Here is a 24,312-nt window from a genome sequence, read left to right on the forward strand (position 1 = left end):
TCGTCGCCCGGCCTCATGCAGAAGCCTGCAGGCTCAATCCCGCATGCTCGCGCAGGGGGTGGAAGTGGATCTTCGGAAAGCGTTCCTGCGCGAGGCGCACGTCGTACGGCGAGGTGCACAGGTAGGCCAGGGTGTCGGCGGCATCGAGCGACATGCGCTGCGGATAGGCGTTGACGAACTCGCGCAGTTCGGCCGGCGTGTCGGCGGTGATCCAGCGCGCGCCGGTGTACTGGCAGCTTTCGAGGCGGACGTCGCAGTCGTATTCGGCCTTCAGGCGATGCTGAACCACTTCGAACTGCAGCTGGCCCACGGCACCCAGCAACATGGGGCCGCCGACCTCGGGGCGGAAGACCTGGATGGCCCCTTCCTCGCCCAACTGGGCCAGTCCCTGCTGAAGCTGCTTGGTGCGCAGCGGGTTCTTGAGCACCACCGTCATGAACAGTTCGGGCGCGAAGAAGGGCAGGCCGGTGAACTGCAGATTGGCCCCGTCGGTGATGGTGTCGCCCAGCTGAACGCCGCCGTGGGTGGTAAAGCCCACGATGTCGCCGGCATAGGCTTCTTCCACGGCCTCGCGGCGCTGGCTCATGAAGGTGACGACACTGGTCGGGCGAAGCTCCTTGCCCGTGCGCTGCACCTTGAGCTTCATGCCCGGCGAATACTTGCCCGAGGCCATGCGCACGAACGCGATGCGGTCGCGGTGGTTCTGGTCCATGTTGGCCTGCACCTTGAAGACGACGCCGGCAAAGGCCTTGTCCTCGGGCAGGATCTCCTGCGTGACCGGCTGGCGGTTGACCGTCGTCGTGCTCGTGCGCGGTTGCGGCGAGGGCGCCAGGTCGACCAGCGCGTCGAGCACTTCCATCACCCCGAAGTTGTTGACGCCGGAACCAAAGAACACCGGCGTCTGCTTGCCGGCGAGGAAGGCTGCATGGTCCCAGGCGGGCGAGGCGCCCTCGGCCAGTTCCATGCTTTCGAGCGCGGTGTCGAACTCGGCGCCGAAGCGCTGTCGAAGGGCGGCCTCGTCCGAAAGCGGCATGGCCTCGAAGTCCTGCGGGCGGCGCTCGCTGCCGGACTCGAAAACGGTCATGGCTTGGGTGCGCAGGTTGATGATGCCGCCGAAACGCTTGCCCTGACCCACCGGCCACGTCATGGGCACGCAGGGCATGCCCAGCTCGCGCTCGATCTCGTCGAGCAGTTCCAGCGGCTCACGCACCTCGCGGTCCATCTTGTTCACGAAGGTGATGATGGGCGTGTCGCGCTGGCGGCAAACCTCGATCAGGCGGCGCGTCTGCGCTTCCACGCCGTTGGCGGCATCGATCACCATCAGCGCCGAGTCGACGGCGGTCAGAACACGGTAGGTGTCTTCCGAGAAGTCCTTGTGGCCGGGGGTGTCGAGCAGGTTGATGACGTGATCGCGGTACGCCATCTGCATCACCGAGGAAGCCACCGAGATGCCGCGCTGCTTCTCGATCTCCATCCAGTCCGACGTGGCGTGGCGCGAGGCCTTTCGCGCCTTGACCGAGCCGGCGATCTGGATCGCGCCCGAGAACAGCAGCAGCTTCTCGGTCAGCGTGGTCTTGCCCGCGTCAGGGTGGGAGATGATCGCGAAGGTGCGACGGCGGCGGGTTTCGGAGGCGTAGGACATGTCGGGGACGCGGAGGCTGACTCGGTGGATTGCGCGGGAATGCTGCTTGGCGCTCGAACGGAGCGGCATCTCGCGCTGAATCTGGTGTGCGCTCGCGGGCGCGCTCGGTCGCGAGAGCAAAGCCCGCAATTTTACTGGCGGGCCGGGAAAAAGGGCCATGCTCCGCCAGCCGGCCCGGCTGCCGGTAAAATGCCCGGCTTCCGAGGAGCGTTGCAGCGCCATCAGGCGTGAGGCTCGGACCCCAATTGCAACCACGCTCACCCGCTGTTCTCCTGTGGTCGCGGTGAGTCTTCATCCCTCCATGGCGCAGCGGACCGTTCAACCTGTTCCGGAGCCGACATGAGCGCTGTACTCAAGACCAATTCTTCCGCCGATCAGGCGATCGCCGACATCTCGCTGGCCGCGTGGGGCCGCAAGGAGATCAAGATCGCCGAGACCGAGATGCCCGGCCTCATGGCCATCCGCGAGGAGTTCGCCAAGACGCAGCCGCTGAAGGGTGCGCGCATCACCGGCTCGCTGCACATGACGATCCAGACGGCCGTGCTGATCGAAACGCTGCAGGCCCTTGGCGCCCAGGTGCGCTGGGCCTCGTGCAACATCTTCTCGACGCAGGACCACGCGGCCGCCGCCATTGCCGCCGCCGGCACGCCGGTGTTCGCCATCAAGGGCGAATCGCTGGCCGACTACTGGGACTACACCCATCGCATCTTCGACTTCGGACCCAAGGGCAGCGAAGGCGAAGGCCCGAACATGATCCTGGACGACGGCGGCGACGCCACGCTGCTGATGCATCTGGGCCAGCGCGCCGAGAAGGATGCATCCGTCCTGGCCAATCCCGGCAGTGAAGAAGAGCGCGTGCTGTTCGCCGCCATCAAGGCCAAGATCGCCGAAGACGGCACCTGGTACACCCGCAAGAGCGCGCACATCATCGGCGTGACAGAAGAAACGACCACCGGCGTGCACCGCCTGAACGAGATGTCGGCCAAGGGCACGCTGCAGTTCCGTGCCATCAACGTGAATGACTCGGTGACCAAGAGCAAGTTCGACAACCTGTATGGTTGCCGCGAATCGCTGGTCGACGGCATCAAGCGCGCGACCGATGTGATGATCGCCGGCAAGGTGGCTTGCGTGGCCGGCTATGGCGACGTGGGCAAGGGTTCGGCGCAGGCGCTGCGAGCCCTGTCGGCCCAGGTGTGGGTGACCGAGATCGATCCGATCAACGCCCTGCAGGCGTGCATGGAAGGCTACCGCGTGGTGACCATGGAATATGCCGCCGACAAGGCCGACATCTTCGTGACGACCACCGGCAACAAGGACGTGATCCGCCACGAGCACATGGCCGCCATGAAGGGCCAGGCCATCGTCTGCAACATCGGCCACTTCGACAACGAGATCGATGTCGCGTCGCTCGAGAAGTACGAGTGGGAAGAGATCAAGCCGCAGGTCGACCACGTCATCTTCCCGGACGGCAAGCGCATCATCCTGCTGGCCAAGGGCCGCCTGGTGAACCTGGGCTGCGGCACGGGCCACCCCAGCTACGTGATGAGCTCGTCCTTCGCCAACCAGACCATCGCGCAGATCGAACTGTTCACCAAGCCCGACGCCTACCAGGCCGGCAAGGTGTACGTGCTGCCCAAGCACCTCGACGAGAAGGTGGCCCGCCTGCAACTGTCGAAGCTGGGCGCCCAGCTCACCGTGCTGACGGACGAACAGGCTGCCTACATCGGTGTGGACAAGAGCGGCCCGTACAAGCCGGATACCTACCGCTACTGATCGGGCCCGGCCCTGGGCAGCGCGGGTGCATCGCGACTTCGCGCGCAATTGCCAGCCTGCTCGGGGTCGTCGACTGTCCGATTGCCCATGCGCGCTGATCAACTGCTCGTCGAACGCGGCCTGGCCGTCTCGCGCTCGCAGGCGACGAGGCTCGTCGCGGCCGGTGTGCGCTGGCGGGTCGCTGGCGCCGATTGGCGGCGCGTCGGCAAGAGCGGCGAAGCCATTCCCGCGCACGCCGACTTGGAAGTGCTCGATGCGGCCGAGGCGCGATTCGTTTCGCGCGGTGGCCTCAAGCTGGAAGGTGCGCTCGGCGCCAGCGGCATCGAGGCTTCCGGCCGCCGTTGCCTGGACGTCGGTCAATCCACCGGTGGGTTTACAGACTGTCTGTTGCAGCACGGCGCGGCTGAGGTGGTCGGGATCGACGTCGGCCACGGCCAGCTGCATGCCAGGTTGCGCGCCGATGCGCGGGTGAGGGCGGTCGAGAAGGTCAATGCGCGGGCGCTGTGCGCGCCCGATTTGCGGGCCGCTGGCGACAGCGGGGAGCCCTTCGAGCTGATCGTGGGCGACCTGTCGTTCATCTCGCTCACCCTGGTACTTCCTGCGCTCGCATTGCTGCTGGCGCCGCAAGGCGAATTGCTCATGCTGGTCAAGCCGCAGTTCGAATTGCAACCCGGTCAGATCGGCAAAGGCGGTATCGTGCGCGACCCGGCGCTGTATGCCGATGTCGAGTCAAGGCTGCGCGCCGCCTGCGAAGCACTTAGCCTGCGCGTGGCCGGCTGGCATGACAGCCCGATCGCGGGTGGCGATGGCAATCGCGAGTTCTTCATCCATGCCGCCCGCCAAGACGGGCGCTGAGACGAAAGGTTTTTTGTGCAAGTTCCATTGAGCTTCGAATTCTTTCCGCCCAAGACAGCCGAGGGCACAGTCAAGCTGCGGGGAGTTCGGCAGCAGTTGTATGTGATGTCGCCGGAGTTCTGTTCCGTCACCTATGGCGCCGGTGGCTCGACGCATGACGGCACCTTCGGCGCGGTGCGCGAGATTCTGGAAGAAGGCGTCAATGCGGCCTGCCACTTCTCGTGCATCGGCGCCACGCGCGAAACCGTGCGCAAGCAGTTGGCAGAACTCATGGTGATGGGCGTCAAGCGCCTGGTTGCTTTACGCGGCGATCTTCCCAGCGGCTATGGGGCTGGCGGGGAGTTCGTCTACGCCAGCGACCTGGTGCGCTTCATCCGCGAAGAGACCGGGCGGCACTTTCACGTCGAGGTGGCTTGCTATCCCGAGGTCCATCCGCAGGCGCGATCGCCCCAGGCCGACCTGCAGGCGCTTGCCGCCAAGGCGCAGGCCGGCGCCGATTCGGCCATCACGCAGTACTTCTTCAGTCCCGATGCGTACTTCCGCTTCGTCGACGAGTCGCGTGCGGCCGGCATCGCGTTGCCGATCGTTCCGGGCATCATGCCGATCACCAATTCGACGCAGTTGATGCGCTTTTCCGATGCTTGTGGCGCGGAGATCCCGCGGTGGATCCGCTTGCGCCTGGCCAGCTTCGGCGACGACGCGGCCTCGATCCGGGCCTTTGGGCTGGATGTGGTGGCGGCGATGTGCGAGCGCCTCGTCAGCGGCGGTGCGCCGGCACTTCATTTCTATACGATGAACCAGGCGACCGCGACCCTGAGCATCCTGCAGCGCCTGGGCTGGAAAGGCGCATGAAGGCTGGTTGCTGCCGCGCCTTTCGCGCCGCAGCGACGTTGATCGTCGCCGGTGTCCTAGCGGCGTGCGGCCTGCCTGGGGTGCAGGAGGGCTCAGAAGGCCTGCGGCCGCTTTCGCCGCAGCCGCCGACCCCTGCCGGGGCGCCTCGTTCGCGCGTGCCGCCTGTGGACTACGGGCTGACATCGCCGGGCGGCGACGAAGGGCCCCAGGACGGCGTGCCCGGCGAGGTGTTCCAGCGCGGAGGCGCATCCTGGTACGGCATCGACTTCCACCAGCGCAAGACGGCCAATGGCGAGCGCTTCAACATGTACGGCATGACGGCCGCCCATCGCACACTGCCATTCAACACGCGCGTGTGTGTCCGCAGCCTGGTCAATGGGCGCGAGGTGCTGGTGCGGGTGAACGACCGTGGGCCTTTCGCGCCGGGCCGCATCATCGACTTGAGCCGCGCCGCCGCGGAGGAGTTGAACATGATCGGCCTGGGCATCAAGCATGTGGCGCTCATGGTCATCGACCAGGATGGCATGCGTTGCGACGGCAAGACCGTCGGCCCCAAGACCGCGACCGATTCGGACCTGAGTTCCGACGACGATGCCGGTGCAACGCCGAACGCTAAGGCAGCGCCCAAGCGCAACAGCAGTTCCGGGAAGGCAACTGTCAAGCGGCGCCCGAAGCGTTAGTGGGCTCTTTCTTCGCGCAGGCTGAAGCACTGCCGCAGCCGCCCTCTTTTGGTGCGCGCACCCGATTGCATACAGTCTTGTGCGCAACGAAGGAGCGGATTGCGCATGAATCCGGGCTTGTCGGCTTGTAACGACCGATTAACACTTGGCACGTCCATTGCGAGAAGCAGTTGCCCGCGCGAAGCACAACAATCAGAGCGCGACCGCGGGTGATCGAAACCTTTTGACCGAACTCACTCGCACATGACTTTCAGATTCAAGGCCTTGGCGGCCAGCGTTGCCCTAGCGGGCCTTTCCTTTGGCGCCTTCGCGCAGTCTTCTGTGACGGTCTCCGGCACCATCGATGCCTATGTCGGCTCGATGAAGAACGCTGGCGACCCCGGCCGCACCTCCGTGCTGGGCAGCGGCGGCTTGACCACTTCGTGGATCGGCTTCAAGGGCACCGAGGACCTGGGCGGTGGCTTGCAGGCTGGCTTCGCGCTCACGTCCTTTCTGCGCGTCGACAGCGGCGCGTACGGCCGGTTCGACGGCGATCCGATCTATTCGCGCGACGCCAACGTCTATCTGAAAGGCGGGCTTGGCAAGGTGACGCTCGGCCGCGCGGCTGCGCCGAACTTCCTGCCCACCATCCTGGCCAACCCCCTGGGCGACTCGTTCACCTTCTCGCCATTGGTGCTGCATGCCAACGTCAACACCGCTGGTTGGCCGCGTCGCACCACGCCTGCGGACACGGGCTGGTCCAACCAGGTCATCTATTCGACGCCCAGTTTCGGCGGCTTGAGCGCGAACGTGCAATACCAGTTCGGCGAGCAGAACAGCGCCACGGGCAATTCGGGCGCCGGCAACATCGGCGTGAACGTGCTGTATTTCGGCGGCCCGTTGACGCTGGTCGGCTTCTACGAGCGCGATGAGGTCGGCAACCCGTTTGCCGGCCTTCTGACCGCCACTGCCGGTGGTGTTTCGGTGCCTGAGACACGGTCCGACTGGATGGTCGGCGGCAGCTGGGATTTCAAGTGGATGAAGCTCTACGGCACCTACGGCGGATCTAAGGCCGACGTGGCCGATTACGACGCGACAACCGGCTCGCTCGGCGTGGGCGTCCCGATCGGCGCCGGCACGCTCAGCGGCGCAGTGGCGCAGACCAAGGTCGAGGGCAGCTACAACGGCAAGCGCACGACCGCAACGGTGGGCTACGACTACAACCTGTCAAAGCGTACCGACGTCTACGCGATGTTCATGTTCGACAAGGTCACCGCCACGACCGACGGTAGCAGCTACGGCGTCGGCATCCGCCACCGCTTCTGAGCCGAAGCTAGTCGCCGGCTTCCAGCGTGAAGCCGGCGTTCTTGTCCTGGCCCAGCACCGCCGTCAATTGCGGCAGTGCGGCGGCCAGTTGCTCCTTGAGCTTCCAGGGCGGGTTGACCAGGAACATGCCACTGGCCGGCAGGCCGCCGCGCCTGGTTTCGGCCAGCGCCGCCGCCCCCGCTGCAACCCGGTTCGACTTCACCGTCAACGTGGCATTCAGCCAGGGCTTGCCGGCTTTGCCCGCCAATGTCTTGAGCCGGCGCGGCAAGGCGTGGGCCTCGGGCCTCGCGATGATGGGATACCAGATGGCGTAGGTGCCGGTCGCGAATCTTTTGAGCGCCTGCTCGAGCAGCGCGGCCACACGCGCGTAATCGGTCTTGATCTCGTAGCTTGGGTCGCACAGCAGCAAGGCTCGGCGCGACGGGGGCGGCAGAACGCTCGCAACGCTGTTGAACCCGTCTTCGTGAGCGACGGCGATGCGCCGTCCGGCTTCGAGCTGGGCAATGTTGCCGGCCAACGCCCGCGCGTCGGTCGGGTGCAGTTCGAACAGCTTGAGCTTGTCATGCTCGCGCAGCAGGTGCTGAGCGATGAACGGGGACCCGGGATAGACGCGCATGGCGGCCGTCTTGGCCTTTGGGTTGAAGTCGCGCAGCAGCTCGATGTAGCGCTCGACGGCTGGCGAATAGGCGCCACCCTCGGGCTTGGTGGCGAGCAGGCGATGGACGCCCTCAGCCGCCTCGCCGCTGGTGCCTGCGTAGTCGCCGTCGAGCCTGTACAGGCCGGCGCCGGCGTGGGTGTCGACCACCGTCAGCGCCGCGTCCTTTTCGAGCAGATGGTCGAGCGCGGCGATGAGCACGACGTGCTTGAGCACGTCGGCATGATTGCCGGCATGGAAGGCGTGGCGATAACTGAACATAGCCGCGCATTGTCCGCCATTGGCGCTCCAGGCGGCTCTTGATTGGCAGAAATCGGTCGGCGGGCTATAATGGCGGGCTTCGCAGCGAGATCTTGAGCCCCGCGGCGGAGTATGGGCGCTTTTCGTCAAGGGCCTGTAGTGACCACCTAAGAGGTTCCCTTCAGAGGAACACCGACCGTGGAAAAGGGCTCGCCAAACCAGTTCCCTCAAAGGAAAACTCATGTCTACGTTCAGCGCCAAGCCCGCTGACGTGAAGCACGAGTGGTTTGTGATTGACGCGACCGACAAGGTCCTCGGACGGGTAGCCAGCGAAGTTGCCCTCCGTCTGCGCGGCAAGCACAAGGCCATTTACACGCCTCACGTCGATACCGGTGATTTCATTGTCGTCATCAATGCAGCTCAACTGCGTGTGACCGGCACCAAGAACACCGACAAGATCTACTACCGTCACTCGGGTTTCCCGGGCGGCATCACCGCCACCAGCTTCCGCGACATGCAAAGCAAGCACCCCGGCCGCGCCCTCGAAAAGGCGGTCAAGGGCATGCTGCCCAAGGGTCCCCTTGGCTACGCCATGATCAAGAAGCTCAAGGTCTACGGTGGCGCGGAGCACCCGCACACCGCCCAACAGCCCAAGGTGCTGGAAATCTAAGGAGCCTTGAGAATGATTGGTGAATGGAACAATGGCACCGGCCGTCGCAAGTCCAGCGTCGCCCGCGTGTTTCTGAAGAAGGGCAGTGGCAAGATCACGGTCAACGGCAAGCCGATCGAAGAATACTTCGGCCGCCAGACCTCGATCATGATTGCCAAGCAACCCCTGATGCTGACCGGCAATGCCGAAGCTTTCGACATCCAGGTCAACGTCCACGGCGGCGGTGAGTCCGGTCAAGCCGGTGCCACCCGTCACGGCATCACCCGCGCCCTGATCGACTATGACGCAGCCCTCAAGCCGGCTCTGAGCCAGGCTGGCTTCGTGACTCGCGACGCGCGCGAAGTGGAACGCAAGAAGGTCGGTTTGCACTCTGCACGCCGCCGCAAGCAGTTCTCCAAGCGCTGATGTATTGCCTGGCCCGGTTCTCGGGCCGCGATCTGCGAAAAGACCGCCTTCGGGCGGTTTTTTTTTGATTGCGCTAGGATTGGCCCATTGTCCGCCTGCCACTTTGTGCAGCGGCCGTTTTTCAGGAGTCTCTTTCATGAGCGCTGTTGCCGAAAATGTCCAGACCCAGATGCCCGAGCCCATCGTCTTTACCGACAGCGCCGCGGCCAAGGTTGCGGACCTGATCGCCGAAGAGGGCAACCCCGATCTCAAGCTGCGCGTGTTTGTCCAGGGTGGCGGATGCTCCGGCTTCCAGTACGGATTCACCTTCGACGAAGTGGTGAACGATGACGACACCACCATGACCAAGAATGGCGTGTCGCTCTTGATCGACGCCATGAGCTATCAGTACCTGGTGGGCGCAGAGATCGACTACAAGGAAGATCTGCAGGGCGCGCAGTTCGTCATCAAGAACCCGAATGCCACCAGCACCTGCGGGTGTGGTTCGAGCTTCTCGGCTTGATCGACCCGTTCGGGAACATCAAGGGCCGCCCAAGGGCGGCCTTTTTGTTTGGGGGCGAACCAGCCCCTTCGTGAGCGACCCACGCCTCAGCGCTTGCCGGGGCTTGCGCAATAGATGACGTCGCGCCACAGGGATCGCCAGCGCATGCGGCCGCTCCGTACGTCGGCATAGCTGCCGTCGATGAAATTCCGAGCGGCCTGGACCACGCCACCACCACGGCTTTTCTCGTACACGGCAGATCGTGCCTTCAACTGGGCCAGCGCGGCACTAAAGAAGGCGTAGGCACGCGCACGGTCGAACGCCGGGAATTCGTGTTCGGCCCAGGCGGGCATGGATTCGACGATGTCCAGCATCCGTTCGGTCGCAGCCACATAGTGCCGATGGCGCTCGACGGTTTCCTTGCGAATGTTGCGAGCCCGTTTGTCGCCGGCGCCGAAGGCATTGGCGCCGTGCTGACGGTAGCCGGCAAGAGGCTGTGCCAGTTCGACCGTGTTGCCAACGCACTGCGCGAGAAAGCACACCCAACGGTCGTGCGCGATCTTGTGGCGGGGGGCGATATAGTCCACGAAACGGCCGTCGCTGCTGCACAGATCAAGAAGGCGGCGCTTGAAGACCAGGGAGAAGCCCCAGAACGTGCTCCACGGGTCGTAGGCAAGCGGTGGTTTCGTCGCATCGCTGTCAATGCCTTGCCGGAAGCGACCGATGGTTTTGCCCTGGGCATCAATCAGATGGGCAGCATGGGTGACCATGACCACCCCTTCGCGTCCGAAATGCTGGGCACAGGTGGCCAGCTTTTGCGGGTGCCAGACGTCGTCCTGGTCGCAAAAAGCGATCCACTCGCCCTTGGCGTGCGAGCAGCAGTCCAGAAAGTTCTCTCTGAATCCGAGGCCGGGCAGGTTGCGATGAACCCTGATGGGCACCTTCGATCGCGACGCGAAGGAATTCAGTATTGCCAGCGTATCGTCCGTCGATGCATCGTCGCCCACCACGATTTCCAGCGGCGGCAGTGATTGGGACAGCAGGCTTTCCAGTTGCTCGCCGAGGAATGCGGCGCCGTTGTGTGTCGCGAGAACGATGGAAATGCTGGATGCCGTCATCACGGGATTGTTTTGGGCGCCTTTGGGTTCTTCGTGTCGGAAGAATGCGCAAAGGGTTCGCGTCAGCCAATCAGGCTGGATAGATGGCGCCGAGCACCCGCGGTCCGCGGGCACCGGTCACGCTGGGCAAGTTGCCCGATTCGCGCCGAATGGTGGCTCGGGCCAACCACGCAAAGGCCGCTGCCTCGACCTGGGTGGGAGGTAGGCCTCGTTCCGAAGAAGTGAGCACCTGCACACCTGAGCGGTGAGCCGCGATGCGTGAGAGCAGATGCTTGTTGAAAGCACCGCCGCCACAAACGATCAACTCGACCGCGTTTCCGCCGTGCCGGTGCAAGTCCCGCAAGACGGAGACAGCCGTCAATTCGGCCAGCGTGGCTTGGACGTCTTGAGCCCGCACGGGCGCGGAACACGCTTGCAGATGACCCGTCAGCCATTCCGGGTTGAACAGGTCGCGCCCTGTGCTCTTGGGTGGCATCCGTTCGAAGTAGGCGTCAGCCAGCATGCGGTCGAGCAATCCGTGCAGCACCTGCCCGCTGGAGGCCCAGCGTCCTCCTTCATCGAAGGCCTGGCCGAGATGTTGCTGGCACCAATGGTCGAGCAGCGCATTGGCAGGCCCACAATCGAATCCAAGAATGACGTCGCCATCGGCGTCGTCTGGTGCCGGAAGAATGCTGAGATTGGCGATTCCACCCAGGTTCAGCACCGCCAGTCTTTTCCCGGACTGGCCGAACACCGCGCGATGGAACGCAGGTACCAAAGGCGCACCCTGCCCACCGGCGGCGAGATCCCGCGAACGAAAGTCCGCGACGACGTCGATGCCGCTGAGTTCGGCCAACAGCGCAGGGCTGTTGAGTTGAAGCGTGTAGCCGACATCGTCGAATTCCGACGGCCTATGACGCACCGTCTGGCCATGCGCCCCGATGGCGCGAACTGCCGATGCGGGGACGCAGGCGTCGGTCAGCACGGCTTCGACGAGTGACGCGTATTGCCGGGCCAGCGCATTGGCCGCGAGCGCGGAGCGATGAAGCTCATCGACGCCGCAAGGGGCATTGAGGGCCAGCAGTTCAGCGCGAAGCGATGCCGGCAAGGGGGAACTGGCGTGGGCGCGCGCAGCAATGCGCTCGCCGGCGAATTCGACCAGGACGGCGTCGATGCCGTCCAGTGATGTGCCCGACATCAGGCCGAGGTAGAACTCAGGCGTGCTGGGCAATCTACGTCCCTAGAGAAGGAAGGGCCAATCGACGAGTCCGCCGTGCGCGCACTGCGGGCCCGTCGTGCAGTTCATCAGTTTGCGCTGGCCTGGAGCACGCTGAAAGCAGCGGAAAGGTCCTTGCTGGACGCTGCCGCCACGCGGGCGAAGTCACCGCGCGACGCGGCTGCGATGGGCACTCCGCCGTCCTGCTGCGCGATGGTGGACGGGTCGCGATACTCGCCATTCACACGGAATTCGAAGTGCAGGTGAGGGCCGGTCGCCCAGCCCGTCGCGCCCACCGCTCCGATGAACTGGCCCTGGCTGACCGACTGACCCTGCTTGACGTCGATCCGGCTCAGGTGCGCGTATGCCGTGCTCTGGCCATTGCGGTGTTCGATGATGACGATGTTGCCGTATCCGGATTGACGTCCGGCAAACTCGACCGTGCCATCACCCACGGTTCGCACGGGGGTGCCGCGAGCAGCGGCGAAGTCGATGCCCTTGTGCTGGCGCCACGAGTGAGCAATGGGGTGCATCCGCATCGCGAAGCCGCTGGAGATGCGCGAGTACTCCACCGGCGATTGCAGGTAGGCCCGCTGCAGGCTGTCGCCGTTGGGGCGGTAGTAGCCGCCCTTCTTGCCGGGCTCCTGGAACCAGATGGCCTGATGCACTTTGCCGTTGGACTCGAACTCGGCGGCGAGAACGCGACCAGTGCGCAGCGATTGCCCGTCCGCGTCGAAGGTTTCGTACGAGACCGCGAACCGATCTCCCTTGCGCAGCGCCCGGAAGTCAACGTCGCCCGAAAAGATGTCTGCCATCTGACTGGCTACGGCGTCTGGAATGTCGGCGGCGTCGGTCGCGGCGAAAAACGAAGAGCGGATCACGCCGCTGCCGATCCGGCTGGACGTCGTCAGTTCCTCGGCTTTGGTGTCGACGCGAAAGCCGGCGCCATCGCGTTCGATGGTCACACGTTTGAAGCTTTCCTTGCCGTCCGGAATCCAGCGCGCGCTCAGGCGCACGAATTCGTTGTCCTGGGTGGCTTCCGCGGTAATGACCCGGCCGGGTTGGCTGAGCAAGGCAGAGCGCGCCGTCGCATCGGCTCGCACGAACTTGGCGGCGGCCATGTCGTCGATGCCCAGTCGACGCAAAAGCGACTCGGCGGTGTCGCTCGAGCGGGTCAGGTCGCTGCGAAACAGCGTGAAATCATGCGTTTCCAGCGCCTCGGTTTGTTCACCGATGGGGCTGGGCGTCACGGCCTCGAGAACTTGACGAACCGTGACCTGATTGTCGTTGGGCAGGGTGGCGACGGCGAAGGCGCCGCCGCCGGCGCATAGCAGCACAGTGGCAATGGCTGCGGTGATCTGCCGCGGGTACGCACGAACAAAGCCCGAAACACGCGCGGCGAGCATTTCTTCGGCGGCAAGGATACCGTTGATCAACTTGAAAAAATCCTGAATGAACCAACCGGCCGGGAAGCAGTCCCGGTGCGAAGCGAGTCGGCCGGTGCCGACGGGCCCTTCACGAGGGCCAGGGAAGAGGCACCGCGTAGAATTCGGCGGCCCCGAAAGTAACCGACGAGTATAGCTTTGGCCATAGTAAAAACAGCTAAGGCATTTGGTAACAAGCACATGGCAGTTCCTGATTCGACCCCCAACATTTCCGATGCCGTCGCCCACGCCTTGAAGGTCACGCTGCGCGGCGTGGATGAACTGCTCCCGCAGGAGGAATGGGTTCGCAAGCTGGCCCGTTCGGAGGCGACAGGTACGCCCCTGCGAATCAAGCTCGGCCTGGACCCGACAGCCCCGGACATCCACGTCGGGCACACGGTGGTGCTCAACAAAATGCGGCAGTTGCAAGACCTGGGCCACACCGTCATTTTTCTGATTGGGGATTTCACCAGCACGATCGGCGATCCATCCGGGCGAAATTCCACGCGTCCGCCTCTGACCAAGGAGCAGATCGAAGCCAACGCTCAGACCTACTACCGGCAGGCCAGCTTGGTTCTGGATCCTGCACGCACAGAAATTCGTTACAACTCTGAATGGAGCGACCCCCTGGGTGCTCGCGGAATGATCCAGCTGGCGGCCAAGTACACCGTCGCTCGCATGATGGAGCGCGATGACTTCAACAAGCGCTTCAAGGCCGGCCAGTCGATTTCGGTGCATGAATTCCTGTATCCGCTGATGCAGGGCTACGACTCGGTGGCACTCAAGTCCGATCTGGAACTCGGCGGCACCGACCAGAAGTTCAACTTGCTGATGGGGCGCCACCTGCAGCAGGAGTACGGCCAGGAACCGCAATGCATCCTGACCATGCCGTTGCTCGAAGGGCTTGATGGCGTCGACAAGATGTCCAAGAGCAAGAACAACTACATCGGCATCAGCGAAGAGCCGAACACCATGTTCGCCAAGGTGCTGTCCATCTCCGACACGCTGATGTGGCGCTGGTACACCCTGCTCAGCTTCCAAACCGAGGCGCAGATCGAAGCGCTGCGCGCCGAGGTCGAGGCCGGCCGAAACCCCAAGGACGCCAAGGTGGCGCTTGCCAAGGAGATCACCGCACGCTTTCACGGCGCGGCCGCGGCGGCTGCGGCTGAACAGGACTTCATCAACCGCAGCCGTGGCGGGGTCCCTGACCAGATTCCGGAGCTGGAGCTTTCGGGAGCGCCCCTGGGCATCGCGCTGGTGCTCAAGCAAGCTGGCCTGGCCGCGTCGACGTCGGAAGGCAATCGACTGATCGATGGCGGCGGCGTGCGGGTGGATCAGTCGGTGGTCAGCGACAAGGGATTGAAGCTGGCCCCAGGCACCTACGTGCTGCAGGTGGGCAAGCGCAAGTTCGCTCGGGTGACGCTGTCGGTCTAGCGCACGAGGACGACCACGCGGCGATTGCGTGGCTCGTCGACTTGATCAGCGGTGGGGACGAGCAACTCGCGTTGGCCACGGCCGACCGATTCGATCCGATTGTCAGGGAAACCGCGCTGGACGAGCAGCCCCTTGATCTCGGTTGCGCGCTGCAGCCCCAGTTGGTCATTCCGGGTCATCGACCCGCGGGTGTCAGTGTGGCCGGTGACCGTGATGTCCGCGCCAGGGTGAGCCATCGCAGCCTGTATGACGCTGTCGAGCTCGAGCTTGGACTGGGAAGTCAGCACGGTACCGCCGGCGTCGAAATACAGCACGAAGCGTTGCGGCTTGGGTGGCGCCAGATCGAAAAGTTGCTTGTTGGATTCGCGCACCGCGTTCTCGTCAGCCTTGTCGAGCGTGGGCGCTTTGTCGGACCCGACGAGCGCCGTGGCGCGTTGATAGGGCTGCGACACAAGTTGCTCGCCGCCCTTGGTGCGCACCACCACCGCAGAGGGTGTTCCGTCTTCTTGCGGGAGAAGAACGACCCGCGTGCCTCGCGACGCGCATCCGGCCAGCAACAGGCTCGCCAGGGCGAAAGTGGCAAATCTTGCCCAGGCGGCCCGGCTCACGACGAACCGTCCGCCGTCACGATGAAGTCGGTGCCGCGAATGCCGATCGTTGCCGTTTGCGTGTCCACGCGAATGGCGTCGTGGTTCTTCTTGCCGATCAGGCCAGTCACCATTCGCATGGAGCCGCGCAGCAACTTGACGAAGACGTTGCCGTCATGGGTGGTCGAATCGAAGCCGAACTGGAGCAGGTCGAGTTGCGACAAAGGGCCGACGACCATCATCGTTCCATCGCGCAGGACGACGCTGGCGCCACTTTCGGCATCGGTTTCGACCCGGTCGGAAGCGGCCAGCGAGTCGCCCGGCTTGGCGACCTTGGAAGTGCCGGTGTTGCCGATGATGCGAACAGTGCCATCGACCGATTTCACGAACCCGGCGTGGACACGATCGGCTGTTCTGCCACTCGCGGCAGCTTCGGCAGAAGGTGCAGACGTGGCCGGTACGGCCACGGGCGGCGAGGTCGTGGCATCCACAGCCGCGATGGTTTGAGCTGATACGCTGGCAGCGAAGGCAAGGCCTGCGACTCCCGCGGTCAACATTCTGGTCAACATGTTGTTGCCCTCCAAATTTTTATTACTCCCGAGACAAGCTGGCAATCATCGGTGGATAGGTCAACTTGCGGAGCAAAGCTTACTGCGAATATTGCCCCGGATAATGCGGTTTTTGGCATCCAGAACCGTTGTTTCACCTTTGTGTTCGTTAAACAAAGTCAACTGATGGCGCTGTCAGAGCCGAAGGTGCTCCTTCGGCTCTCCGTCGTCGTCGCGCTTCTGACGATCGTCTTGAAGAGTGTTGCCGGCTACTTGACGAACTCGATGGGTCTCATCTCGGACGCGATGGAATCCTTCGTCAATCTGGCCGGAGCCAGCTTTGCGCTGGCCATGGTCAGCATCGCGGCACGGCCCGCGGACGAGGGACATCCCTACGGCCACCACAAGGCGGAGTATTTTTCTTCGGGCTTCGAGGGTGCTCTCATCCTGGGCGCCGGCTGCGCCATCGTCGCCTTCGCGCTGATGCGGCTATGGCGACCGGAACCCCTGGAGCAGCTGGGTTGGGGCACCGCCTTGTCGGTCCTCAGCGCCGCCTTCAATGCGGGCATGGCCTGGTTGCTTCTTCGTGGCTCGCGCAGCCACAAGTCGATCGCGCTGGAGGCCGATGCACGTCATCTCATCGCCGATGTCTGGACCACCGTAGGCGTTCTGGTCGGCGTCGGCGTCGTCGCCCTGACGGGCTGGCTCTGGCTGGACGCGCTGGTGGCTGTGGCGGTTGGGCTGAACATCCTGTTCGAAGGTGCGCGACTGGTCTGGCGTTCGTCCCAGGGTCTGATGGACGCCGCCATCGATCCGGCGGCCCAGGCGGCATTGCAAGAAGCACTGGAGCGCTTCAAGGCCGCCGTGCCTGATGGTCAGCATCTGCGTTTCGACGACATCGTCACACGGAGCGCAGGCCGTCGCGCCTTTGCAGATCTGCACATGCACGTGCCGGGAGACTGGTCGCTCGAGCGCGCCGCAACATTGCGCGACGGCCTGGAGCGCGCACTGATCGAGGCCGTGCCCGGCTTGCGCGTCACGATCCAGCTGCTTCCGTTGAACATGGAGCCTCGCGTCGGGCTGATGGAGCAGGAAGCTTGAAAGCCGTGGTGCAGCGCGTGCGGGAGGCGCGCGTCGAGATCGAAGGCGAAGTGGTCGGCGCCATTGGCGCGGGATTGCTGGTCCTGGTCTGCGCAGAGCGCGGCGATACCGAAGCGCAGGCCGATCGGCTGCTGGCCAAGCTGCTCAAGCTGCGCATTTTTTCGGACGAGGCGGGCAAGATGAACCGCAGCGTTCAGGATGTCAGTGGCGGGCTCTTGCTGGTGAGTCAGTTCACGCTGGCGGCGGACGTGAGCGGCGGCAACCGCCCGAGCTTCACCCGCGCTGCGCCGCCGGACGAAGGGCGGCGGCTCTACGACTACTTCGTGGCGAGCGCCCGCCAAGTCCATGCCGAGGTGGCTGCCGGCATATTTGCCGCCGACATGCAGGTCCACCTGGTCAACGACGGACCGGTGACCATCCCGATCGACATGGCTTGAAGGCCAGCGCGATCACGCGTAGGGATTTCGCACGCCGAGGCCGGCGAGGATGTCGATCTCCCGAGCCTCCATGGCCTGCGCGTCTTCATCGCCCGTTTCGTGGTCCCAGCCTTGGGCATGCAGCGTGCCATGCACCAGCAGATGCGTGTAGTGGGCTGCCAGGGTCTTGCCCAGTTCGCGCGCTTCGCGGGCCACGACGGGCGCGCAAAGCACCAGATCTGCCATGACCAGCGGCGCCTGCGCATAGTCGAAGGTCAGCACGTTGGTCGCGTAGTCCTTGCCGCGGAACTCGCGGTTCAGGCGCTGGCCTTCTTCCGCATCGACGATGCGCACGGTGATCTCCGCATCGGTCTCGAGGGCGTGGCGGATGCTGCGCGCCACGCGATGACGGGGCAGGGCGGCGCGGTGGCGCGCCGATTGCTCGACGGCGCCGAACTGCAGCGACAGCGAGAGGTGGGGCATGGGCATCGTGCGTCCCTATTCGCCGGCAGCCGCGCCGCGCTTTCGGGCGCCGTCGTAGGCATCGACGATGCGCGCCACCAGCGGATGGCGCACCACGTCCGAACTGTCGAAGCGGGTGATGGCGATGCCCTTGACCCGGCGCAGCACACGCTCGGCGTCGATCAGCCCGCTCAACTGCCCCTTGGGCAGGTCGATCTGGCTGACGTCTCCGGTGACGACCGCCTTGGCGCCAAAGCCGATGCGGGTCAGGAACATCTTCATCTGCTCGGGCGTGGTGTTCTGCGCTTCGTCGAGGATGACGAAGGCATTGTTCAGTGTGCGTCCGCGCATGAATGCAAGGGGCGCGATTTCCAGCGTGTTGCGCTCGAAGGCCTTGGTGACGCGGTCGAAGCCCATCAGGTCGTACAAGGCGTCGTAGAGCGGGCGCAGATAGGGGTCGACCTTCTGCGTCAGGTCGCCGGGCAGGAAACCCAGGCGCTCTCCCGCCTCGACCGCCGGGCGGGTGAGCACGATGCGCTGCACGCTGCTGCGCTCCAGTGCATCCACGGCGCTAGCCACCGCCAGGTAGGTCTTGCCGGTGCCGGCAGGGCCGATGCCGAATGTGATGTCGTGGTTCGCGATGTTGTCGAGGTACACGCTCTGATTGGGCGTGCGGGCGCGCAGGTCGGCCCGGCGGGTGGCGAGGGTCATCGCGCCGTCATCGGCCTCACCCAGCACGTCTTCGCTGGCCAGGGTGAGCTGCACGGCGCCGGCATCGATCGGCCGCTTGGCCATTTCGTAGAGCGCCTGCAGCACCTCGAGCGCACGCTCCGCCTTGGGCTTGGGGCCGTCGATCTTGAACTGCTCGTGGCGGTGGGCGATCTTGACGCCGAGCGCTTCCTCGATGCGGCGCAAGTGCGCATCGAGCGGCCCGCACAGGTGAGAAAGGCGGGTGTTGTTGGGTGGGGCGAAGCTGTGACGGAGAATCACGCGGTTTCCATTAATCTGACTTGAGCCAATGATAGGCAAACTCACCGGAACGCTGGCCGAACGCAATCCCCCGCAGGTGGTGGTGGACTGCAACGGGGTCGGATACGAGGTCGACGTGCCGATGAGCACCTTCTACAACCTGCCGCCAGCCGGGGAGCGAGTATCCCTGCTGACGCATTTTGTCGTGAGAGAGGACGCGCAGGTCCTGTTCGGCTTCGGCACCGCGCAGGAGCGGGCGACGTTCCGCCAGCTGATCAAGATTGCCGGCGTCGGACCGCGCACCGCGCTGGGCGTGCTTTCCGGCATGAGCGTGGCCGAGCTGGCGCAGGCCATCACGATGCAGGAAGCAGGCCGCCTGGTGAAGATCCCCGGCATTGGCAAGAAAACGGCCGAACGCCTGCTGCTGGAGCTCAAGGGCAAGATCGGGGCCGACATCGGCGTGCCGGCGCAGGTGGAAAGCGACGCGCAGGCAGACATCCTGCAGGCGCTGGTGGCTCTCGGCTACAGCGACAAGGAGGCGGCCGCGGCGCTCAAGGCCCTTCCGCGCGACGTGGCGGTGAGCGATGGCATCAAGCTGGCGCTGAAGGCTCTGGCAAAGTAGCGAAGTCATGAGCATCCAGACCGACGATTTCGCACCCGCCCCGCGCATGGTGTCCGCCGCGCCGGCCTCGCCCAACGAGGAGGTGATCGAGCGCGCCCTGCGACCGCGCCTGCTCGACGAGTACGTCGGACAGGCCAAGGTGCGCGAGCAGCTTGAAATCTTCATCGGCGCCGCTCGCAAGCGCGGCGAGGCGCTCGATCACGTCCTGCTTTTCGGGCCGCCCGGCCTCGGCAAGACGACGCTGTCGCACATCGTGGCCGCCGAGCTGGGCGTCAACCTGCGCCAGACCAGCGGCCCGGTCCTCGAAAAGCCCAAGGACCTGGCGGCGCTGCTGACCAATCTCGAGAAGAACGACGTCCTGTTCATCGACGAGATCCACCGCCTGTCCCCGGTGGTCGAGGAAATCCTCTACCCGGCGCTCGAGGATTACCAGATCGACATCATGATCGGCGAAGGACCGGCGGCGCGCAGCATCAAGCTGGACTTGCAGCCCTTTACCCTGGTGGGCGCCACCACCCGCGCCGGCATGTTGACCAACCCGCTGCGCGACCGCTTCGGCATCGTTGCGCGGCTCGAGTTCTACACCGCTGATGAACTGGCGCGCATCGTGCGGCGCAGCGCCGGGCTGCTCAATGTGCCTGCCGATGCCGAAGGCGCCTTCGAGATCGCCCGCCGCTCGCGCGGTACGCCGCGCATCGCCAACCGCCTGCTGCGCCGCGTTCGCGACTATGCGGAGGTCAAGGGTGCAGGGCGCATCACCGAGCAGATCGCGCACAAGGCGCTGGCCATGCTCGACGTCGATCCGCAGGGCTTCGACCTGATGGACCGCAAGCTGCTCGAGGCGGTGATCCATCGCTTCGACGGCGGCCCGGTGGGCCTGGACAATATCGGCGCCAGCATCGGCGAGGAGGCGGGCACCATCGAGGACGTGATCGAGCCCTACCTGATTCAGCAAGGCTACCTGCAGCGCACGCCACGCGGGCGCATCGCCACGCTGGCGGCTTACCGTCACCTGGGTGTGACACCGCCGCAGCGCGACAACAGCGATCTGTTCGGCGCCTGACTCGCCATGAGCAGCCCCGGCCTTCGAATCTCAGGCCCCAAGCCCGATGCCTATGTGCTGGGGGAGCCGCTGGACGTGTTCGATGGCGATCTGCACCTGGGCCGACTCAACTCCATCCAGGTCGGCGCAGGAGGAGGCACGCTGCACCTGGACGACTTCCGCACCACGGACCTCAAGCGCCTGCAGACGTGGCGCACTGCGCGCCTGATCGTGGTGGAGATCCTGAGCTATCTGGTCGATCGCCATCCGTCGGTCAGCGCCTTCGACATTTCGCTTTCCGCCGATGTCGAAGCCCTGGACGGGACCGAAGGTGGCGCCCGCCGGCTCGCTCAGGCCCGCATGCAGATGCTGCACAGCGTGGGCACGACGGAGATCCGGATGGTGCCCAAGCCGCACCCGCGCCATTCGGCGCACTTCGTCGTGAGAGGCGTCTGGTACTACAACGCCGACAACGCGCAAGCCTTGGCGCACGCGCTGAACGAGGAGCGTCAGGGGTTCGCGCAGCGCAAGATCGATGCGGCCCAGGCCGAGCCGGTCACCGCGCCGCCGCCCTCGATGATCGCGCGCCTTTTGGCCAAGGAGCGGCACAAGCCCTAGTTTGACCCCCCCGACGGCAGGCGGGCACCGAATGCCCCGTGCCGACGGACGTCCTGCCACGATGAACCTCTTCGTCTCACTCAAATACCTGGTCGCGCTCGACGATCACCGCCACTTCGGCCGGGCGGCGCTGGCCTGCAGCGTCACGCAGCCGGCGCTGTCCAACGCGATCCGGGCGCTGGAGGTGAGCTTTGACACCTCCATCGTCAAGCGCGGCCGCAACTTCGCCGGCTTCACGGTCGAAGGCGAACGCATCCTGGCCAGCGGCCGACGCATCCTGCGCGAGTACGAACTGCTCCAGCAAGACTTGCACAGCAGCCGCGATGCACCGCGCGGCCACCTGGTGGTCGGCGCCGTGCCCACGGCGATGCCGATCGCTGCGCGCTTCGTCGCCATGCTGCAGGAGCGGCATCCTGGCATCGTCCCCACGCTGCGCTCGATGAGCTCGGTGGAGGTCGAGACCGGCCTGGAAAGCCTGTCGCTCGACATGGGGCTGGGCTACACCGAACGGATGGACAAGAGCGCGTCGATGGTGCGCGTGATCCCCCAGTACACGGAGCATTACTTCCTGCTGCGCAAGGCCAAAGCCGCGAAGCGCAATGGGCCGCGCATCGGCCCACCCATGCGATGGAGCGAGGTGGGCAAGCTGCCGCTTTGCCTGCTCAGCGCCGAGATGCACAACCGCACCATCATCGACCGCGCGTTTGCCGAAGCAGGGGTCGACCCGCAACCGGCGATCGAGACCAACTCCATCTCCACGCTGGCGTTGAGCGTTCGAGCCGGCAAGGTATGCAGCATCATGCCCGGCGCCCTGGTCGACGACGTGCAGGGCTACGACGACATCGAGGCGCTGCCCCTGGTCGAGCCCAAGGTGGAGATCCGCATCGCCTTCATGGTGCACGACACCAATCGCCCCTCGCGCACCCTGGAGGCCGCACTGGCCTTTGCCGACGATCCCGCCTGGAAGCGCGAGGTTGCCGGCCATGCTGGGGCGCTCGAATAAAGCCGTTCATTCGCCGAACGCATCGACCCATTCCCCGAATAAATTGGACCGGCCGCCGCGCCTTGCGCAGACTCCGCCGCATGCACCCCGCCCCACGGGGTGTGCATCAGGCACAAGAAGGAGACTCGCATGGCCCTGGTCCAGGAACAACGCGCCCCCGCGCATCTCGCCCCTTCTGGCGGGGCGGATGGCGTGGTTCAGGAGGTGCTGGCGCGGCGCGCGCACGATGACGGCGCCTTGCTGCCCATCCTGCACGACATCCAGGATCGGCTTGGCTTCGTGCCGTCCGCAGCCGTGCCGGAGATTGCCGAGGCGCTGAACCTTTCACGCGCCGAAGTGCACGGCGTCGTCACCTACTACCACCACTTTCGCGATCAGCCGGCGGGGCGCCACGTGGTGCAGATCTGCCGCGCCGAGGCTTGCCAGTCGATGGGGGCCGACGCGCTGATGGCGCATGCCGAACTGCGCCTGGGCTGCCACAGCCATGCCACGACGGCGGATGGCGAGTTCACGCTGGAGCCGGTCTATTGCCTGGGGCTTTGCGCATCCGCCCCAGCATTGACGCTCGACGGCGAGGTGCACGCCCGCGTCACGCCCAAGACCTTCGATGCACTGATCGAGGAAGCGAGGAGCGAAGCATGAGCGTCACCGTCTACGTGCCGCGCGACTCCGCCGCGCTGGCGGCTGGGGCCGATCGCGTTGCGCGCCGCATCGCCGACGAGGCCAATGCGCGCGGCATCAAGCTGCGCATGGTGCGCAACGGCTCGCGCGGCCTGTTCTGGCTCGAGCCGATGGTCGAGGTGCAGACCGCGGCCGGCCGCGTCGCCTATGGCCCGGTCACGCCTGCCGACGTCGCCGGGCTGTTCGATGCAGGCTTCCACCTCGGTGGCACCCATGCGCTGGCGCTGGGCCTGACCGAGGAGATTCCCTATCTGAAGAAGCAGGAGCGCCTCGTCTTCGCCCGCATGGGCGTGACCGACCCGCTTTCGATCGAGGACTACGAGGCGCACGAAGGCTATGCCGGCTTGCGCCGCGCGCTGACCATGGCGTCGACGCAGGTGGTGCAGGAGGTGCTCGATTCCGGCCTGCGCGGTCGCGGCGGCGCCGCCTTCCCGGCGGGCATCAAGTGGAAGACGGTGGCCGGCACCAGCGCCGCGCAGAAGTACGTGGTGTGCAACGCCGACGAAGGCGACTCGGGCACCTTCTCCGACCGCATGACCATGGAGGGCGACCCCTTCGTGCTGATCGAGGGCATGACCATCGCGGGCATCGCCACCGGCGCCACGCACGGCTACATCTACGTGCGCTCGGAGTACCCGCACGCCATTGCAACGCTGGAAGCAGCGATCGCTCGCGCGGAGGCCGCCGGCTACCTGGGCAGCAACGTGATGGACTCCGGCCATGCCTTCCGGCTCGAAGTGCGCAAGGGCGCCGGCTCCTATGTGTGCGGCGAGGAGACCGCCCTGCTGGAAAGCATCGAGGGCAAGCGCGGCATCGTGCGTGCCAAGCCGCCGCTGCCCGCCCTGCAGGGCCTGTTCGGCAAGCCCACGCTGATCAACAACGTGATCACGCTGGCCAGCGTGCCGATCATCCTGACGCGCGGCGCCGGCTTTTATCGCGACTTCGGCGTCGGCCGCTCGCTGGGCACGCTGCCCATGCAGCTTGCCGGCAACATCCGCTACGGCGGCCTGGTGGAAAAGGCCTTCGGCGTGACGCTGCGCGAGTTGCTCTACGACTTCGGCGGCGGCACGGCCAGCGGCCGGCCGGTGAAGGCCGTGCAGTTCGGCGGACCCTTGGGCGCCTACATGCCCGAAAGCCAGTTCGACCTGCCGGTGGACTACGAGGCCTTCGCCGCCGTGGGCGCCACCGTCGGCCACGGCGGTCTGGTGGTGCATGACGACACGGCCGACCTGTCGAAGATGGCGCGCTACGCGATGGAGTTCTGCGCCATCGAATCGTGCGGCAAGTGCACGCCCTGCCGCATCGGCTCTACACGCGGCGTGGAGGTGATCGACCGCATCCGCGCCGACCACAACCGCGTGCAGCAGGTGGCGCTGCTGCGCGACCTGTGCAACACCATGGTCAATGGTTCTTTGTGCGCCATGGGCGGGATGACGCCATTCCCGGTTCTGTCGGCGCTCAACCACTTTCCGCAGGATTTCGGCGTGTCGGTGCCGGACAAGAAGGCTGCCTAGCAGCATCACCCCGAATCTCG

General features: G+C 65.2%; 26 protein-coding genes and 1 riboswitch. Of the genes, 17 read left to right on the forward strand and 9 right to left on the reverse strand.

Features of this window, described 5'->3' with window-relative positions; all coding sequences use genetic code 11:
- Window positions 1-13: 13 nt before the first annotated feature.
- On the reverse strand, window positions 14-1,642 hold the full coding sequence (locus QTH91_RS00785) for a peptide chain release factor 3 (protein WP_286658131.1): 1,629 nt from the start codon (window positions 1,640-1,642) through the stop codon (window positions 14-16).
- A 196-nt stretch (window positions 1,643-1,838) separates the two neighbouring features.
- Window positions 1,839-1,908: riboswitch (S-adenosyl-L-homocysteine riboswitch) on the forward strand.
- Between the two features lie 73 nt (window positions 1,909-1,981).
- On the opposite strand from QTH91_RS00785, the gene ahcY reads away from it, so the two are divergent.
- From ahcY to QTH91_RS00810, 5 genes are all read left to right on the forward strand, one after another.
- Window positions 1,982-3,415 carry an adenosylhomocysteinase gene (gene ahcY / locus QTH91_RS00790; RefSeq protein WP_286658132.1) on the forward strand — a complete coding sequence of 478 codons (1,434 nt, stop codon included), beginning with the start codon at window positions 1,982-1,984 and terminating at the stop codon, window positions 3,413-3,415.
- A gap of 87 nt (window positions 3,416-3,502) precedes the next feature.
- Entirely contained in the window at window positions 3,503-4,270 is a 768-nt protein-coding gene (locus tag QTH91_RS00795; protein ID WP_286658133.1) for a TlyA family RNA methyltransferase, read from the forward strand.
- Window positions 4,271-4,285: 15 nt separating this feature from the next.
- Window positions 4,286-5,122: a methylenetetrahydrofolate reductase [NAD(P)H] gene (gene metF, locus QTH91_RS00800; protein WP_286658134.1), complete on the forward strand. Its 837-nt coding sequence runs from the start codon at window positions 4,286-4,288 to the stop codon at window positions 5,120-5,122.
- Complete coding sequence (locus QTH91_RS00805; RefSeq protein WP_286658135.1) at window positions 5,119-5,802, forward strand: septal ring lytic transglycosylase RlpA family protein; 684 nt, start codon at window positions 5,119-5,121, stop codon at window positions 5,800-5,802. Before metF ends, QTH91_RS00805 begins: the two co-directional genes overlap by 4 nt.
- A gap of 243 nt (window positions 5,803-6,045) precedes the next feature.
- The gene (locus tag QTH91_RS00810; protein ID WP_286658136.1) at window positions 6,046-7,107 is read left to right on the forward strand and encodes a porin; all 1,062 of its coding nucleotides are present in this window, start codon (window positions 6,046-6,048) and stop codon (window positions 7,105-7,107) included.
- A gap of 7 nt (window positions 7,108-7,114) precedes the next feature.
- On the opposite strand, the gene QTH91_RS00815 is transcribed toward QTH91_RS00810, so the two are convergent.
- On the reverse strand, window positions 7,115-8,023 hold the full coding sequence (locus tag QTH91_RS00815) for a 23S rRNA (adenine(2030)-N(6))-methyltransferase RlmJ (protein ID WP_286658137.1): 909 nt from the start codon (window positions 8,021-8,023) through the stop codon (window positions 7,115-7,117).
- 220 nt (window positions 8,024-8,243) lie between these two features.
- Here QTH91_RS00815 and rplM point away from each other — a divergent pair, with 220 nt between their 5' ends.
- From rplM to erpA, 3 genes are all read left to right on the forward strand, one after another.
- A complete protein-coding gene (gene rplM, locus QTH91_RS00820) occupies window positions 8,244-8,672 on the forward strand; it encodes a 50S ribosomal protein L13 (protein ID WP_286658138.1) in 429 nt (142 codons plus the stop codon).
- 12 nt (window positions 8,673-8,684) lie between these two features.
- Window positions 8,685-9,077 carry a 30S ribosomal protein S9 gene (gene rpsI, locus QTH91_RS00825; RefSeq protein ID WP_286658139.1) on the forward strand — a complete coding sequence of 131 codons (393 nt, stop codon included), beginning with the start codon at window positions 8,685-8,687 and terminating at the stop codon, window positions 9,075-9,077.
- 136 nt (window positions 9,078-9,213) lie between these two features.
- Entirely contained in the window at window positions 9,214-9,579 is a 366-nt protein-coding gene (gene erpA, locus QTH91_RS00830) for an iron-sulfur cluster insertion protein ErpA (RefSeq protein ID WP_286658140.1), read from the forward strand.
- Between the two features lie 86 nt (window positions 9,580-9,665).
- Here erpA and QTH91_RS00835 read toward each other — a convergent pair whose 3' ends face one another.
- The 3 genes from QTH91_RS00835 to QTH91_RS00845 form a co-directional block, all read right to left on the reverse strand.
- A complete protein-coding gene (locus tag QTH91_RS00835) occupies window positions 9,666-10,676 on the reverse strand; it encodes a glycosyltransferase (protein ID WP_286658141.1) in 1,011 nt (336 codons plus the stop codon).
- 70 nt (window positions 10,677-10,746) lie between these two features.
- Complete coding sequence (locus tag QTH91_RS00840; RefSeq protein WP_286658142.1) at window positions 10,747-11,886, reverse strand: anhydro-N-acetylmuramic acid kinase; 1,140 nt, start codon at window positions 11,884-11,886, stop codon at window positions 10,747-10,749.
- A 74-nt stretch (window positions 11,887-11,960) separates the two neighbouring features.
- A complete protein-coding gene (locus QTH91_RS00845; RefSeq protein WP_286659576.1) occupies window positions 11,961-13,307 on the reverse strand; it encodes a M23 family metallopeptidase in 1,347 nt (448 codons plus the stop codon).
- A 189-nt stretch (window positions 13,308-13,496) separates the two neighbouring features.
- On the opposite strand from QTH91_RS00845, the gene tyrS reads away from it, so the two are divergent.
- Window positions 13,497-14,729, forward strand: coding sequence for a tyrosine--tRNA ligase (tyrS, locus tag QTH91_RS00850; RefSeq protein ID WP_286658143.1), 1,233 nt, complete (start codon window positions 13,497-13,499; stop codon window positions 14,727-14,729).
- On the opposite strand, the gene QTH91_RS00855 is transcribed toward tyrS, so the two are convergent.
- Together QTH91_RS00855 and QTH91_RS00860 are read right to left on the reverse strand one after the other, a co-directional pair.
- Window positions 14,726-15,337, reverse strand: coding sequence for an OmpA family protein (locus tag QTH91_RS00855; protein ID WP_286658144.1), 612 nt, complete (start codon window positions 15,335-15,337; stop codon window positions 14,726-14,728). The genes tyrS and QTH91_RS00855 overlap by 4 nt on opposite strands.
- Window positions 15,334-15,930, reverse strand: coding sequence for a FecR family protein (locus tag QTH91_RS00860; RefSeq protein WP_286658145.1), 597 nt, complete (start codon window positions 15,928-15,930; stop codon window positions 15,334-15,336). The genes QTH91_RS00855 and QTH91_RS00860 overlap by 4 nt, the downstream gene beginning before the upstream one ends.
- Before the next feature lie 120 nt (window positions 15,931-16,050).
- Here QTH91_RS00860 and QTH91_RS00865 point away from each other — a divergent pair, with 120 nt between their 5' ends.
- Both QTH91_RS00865 and dtd read left to right on the forward strand, forming a co-directional pair.
- On the forward strand, window positions 16,051-16,965 hold the full coding sequence (locus QTH91_RS00865) for a cation diffusion facilitator family transporter (RefSeq protein WP_286659577.1): 915 nt from the start codon (window positions 16,051-16,053) through the stop codon (window positions 16,963-16,965).
- Complete coding sequence (gene dtd / locus QTH91_RS00870) at window positions 16,962-17,402, forward strand: D-aminoacyl-tRNA deacylase (protein WP_286658146.1); 441 nt, start codon at window positions 16,962-16,964, stop codon at window positions 17,400-17,402. Before QTH91_RS00865 ends, dtd begins: the two co-directional genes overlap by 4 nt.
- A gap of 12 nt (window positions 17,403-17,414) precedes the next feature.
- On the opposite strand, the gene ybeY is transcribed toward dtd, so the two are convergent.
- A complete protein-coding gene (gene ybeY, locus QTH91_RS00875; RefSeq protein ID WP_286658147.1) occupies window positions 17,415-17,870 on the reverse strand; it encodes an rRNA maturation RNase YbeY in 456 nt (151 codons plus the stop codon).
- Window positions 17,871-17,879: 9 nt separating this feature from the next.
- Window positions 17,880-18,833, reverse strand: a complete 954-nt coding sequence (locus QTH91_RS00880; protein WP_286658148.1) for a PhoH family protein — start codon at window positions 18,831-18,833, stop codon at window positions 17,880-17,882.
- 28 nt (window positions 18,834-18,861) lie between these two features.
- On the opposite strand from QTH91_RS00880, the gene ruvA reads away from it, so the two are divergent.
- From ruvA to QTH91_RS00910, 6 genes are all read left to right on the forward strand, one after another.
- Complete coding sequence (gene ruvA, locus QTH91_RS00885) at window positions 18,862-19,434, forward strand: Holliday junction branch migration protein RuvA (protein WP_286658149.1); 573 nt, start codon at window positions 18,862-18,864, stop codon at window positions 19,432-19,434.
- A 7-nt stretch (window positions 19,435-19,441) separates the two neighbouring features.
- Complete coding sequence (ruvB, locus tag QTH91_RS00890; protein ID WP_286658150.1) at window positions 19,442-20,497, forward strand: Holliday junction branch migration DNA helicase RuvB; 1,056 nt, start codon at window positions 19,442-19,444, stop codon at window positions 20,495-20,497.
- Between the two features lie 6 nt (window positions 20,498-20,503).
- Window positions 20,504-21,094 (forward strand): hypothetical protein, encoded by a 591-nt coding sequence (locus tag QTH91_RS00895; RefSeq protein ID WP_286658151.1) that lies wholly within the window; start codon window positions 20,504-20,506, stop codon window positions 21,092-21,094.
- Window positions 21,095-21,155: 61 nt separating this feature from the next.
- The gene (locus QTH91_RS00900) at window positions 21,156-22,097 is read left to right on the forward strand and encodes a LysR substrate-binding domain-containing protein (protein WP_286658152.1); all 942 of its coding nucleotides are present in this window, start codon (window positions 21,156-21,158) and stop codon (window positions 22,095-22,097) included.
- A gap of 129 nt (window positions 22,098-22,226) precedes the next feature.
- Window positions 22,227-22,739, forward strand: coding sequence for a formate dehydrogenase subunit gamma (locus QTH91_RS00905; protein ID WP_286658153.1), 513 nt, complete (start codon window positions 22,227-22,229; stop codon window positions 22,737-22,739).
- The gene (locus QTH91_RS00910) at window positions 22,736-24,292 is read left to right on the forward strand and encodes a formate dehydrogenase beta subunit (protein ID WP_286658154.1); all 1,557 of its coding nucleotides are present in this window, start codon (window positions 22,736-22,738) and stop codon (window positions 24,290-24,292) included. The genes QTH91_RS00905 and QTH91_RS00910 overlap by 4 nt, the downstream gene beginning before the upstream one ends.
- The last annotated feature ends 20 nt before the right edge of the window (window positions 24,293-24,312 follow it).

Source organism: Variovorax dokdonensis (assembly GCF_030316895.1).
Lineage (GTDB): Bacteria > Pseudomonadota > Gammaproteobacteria > Burkholderiales > Burkholderiaceae_C > Variovorax > Variovorax dokdonensis.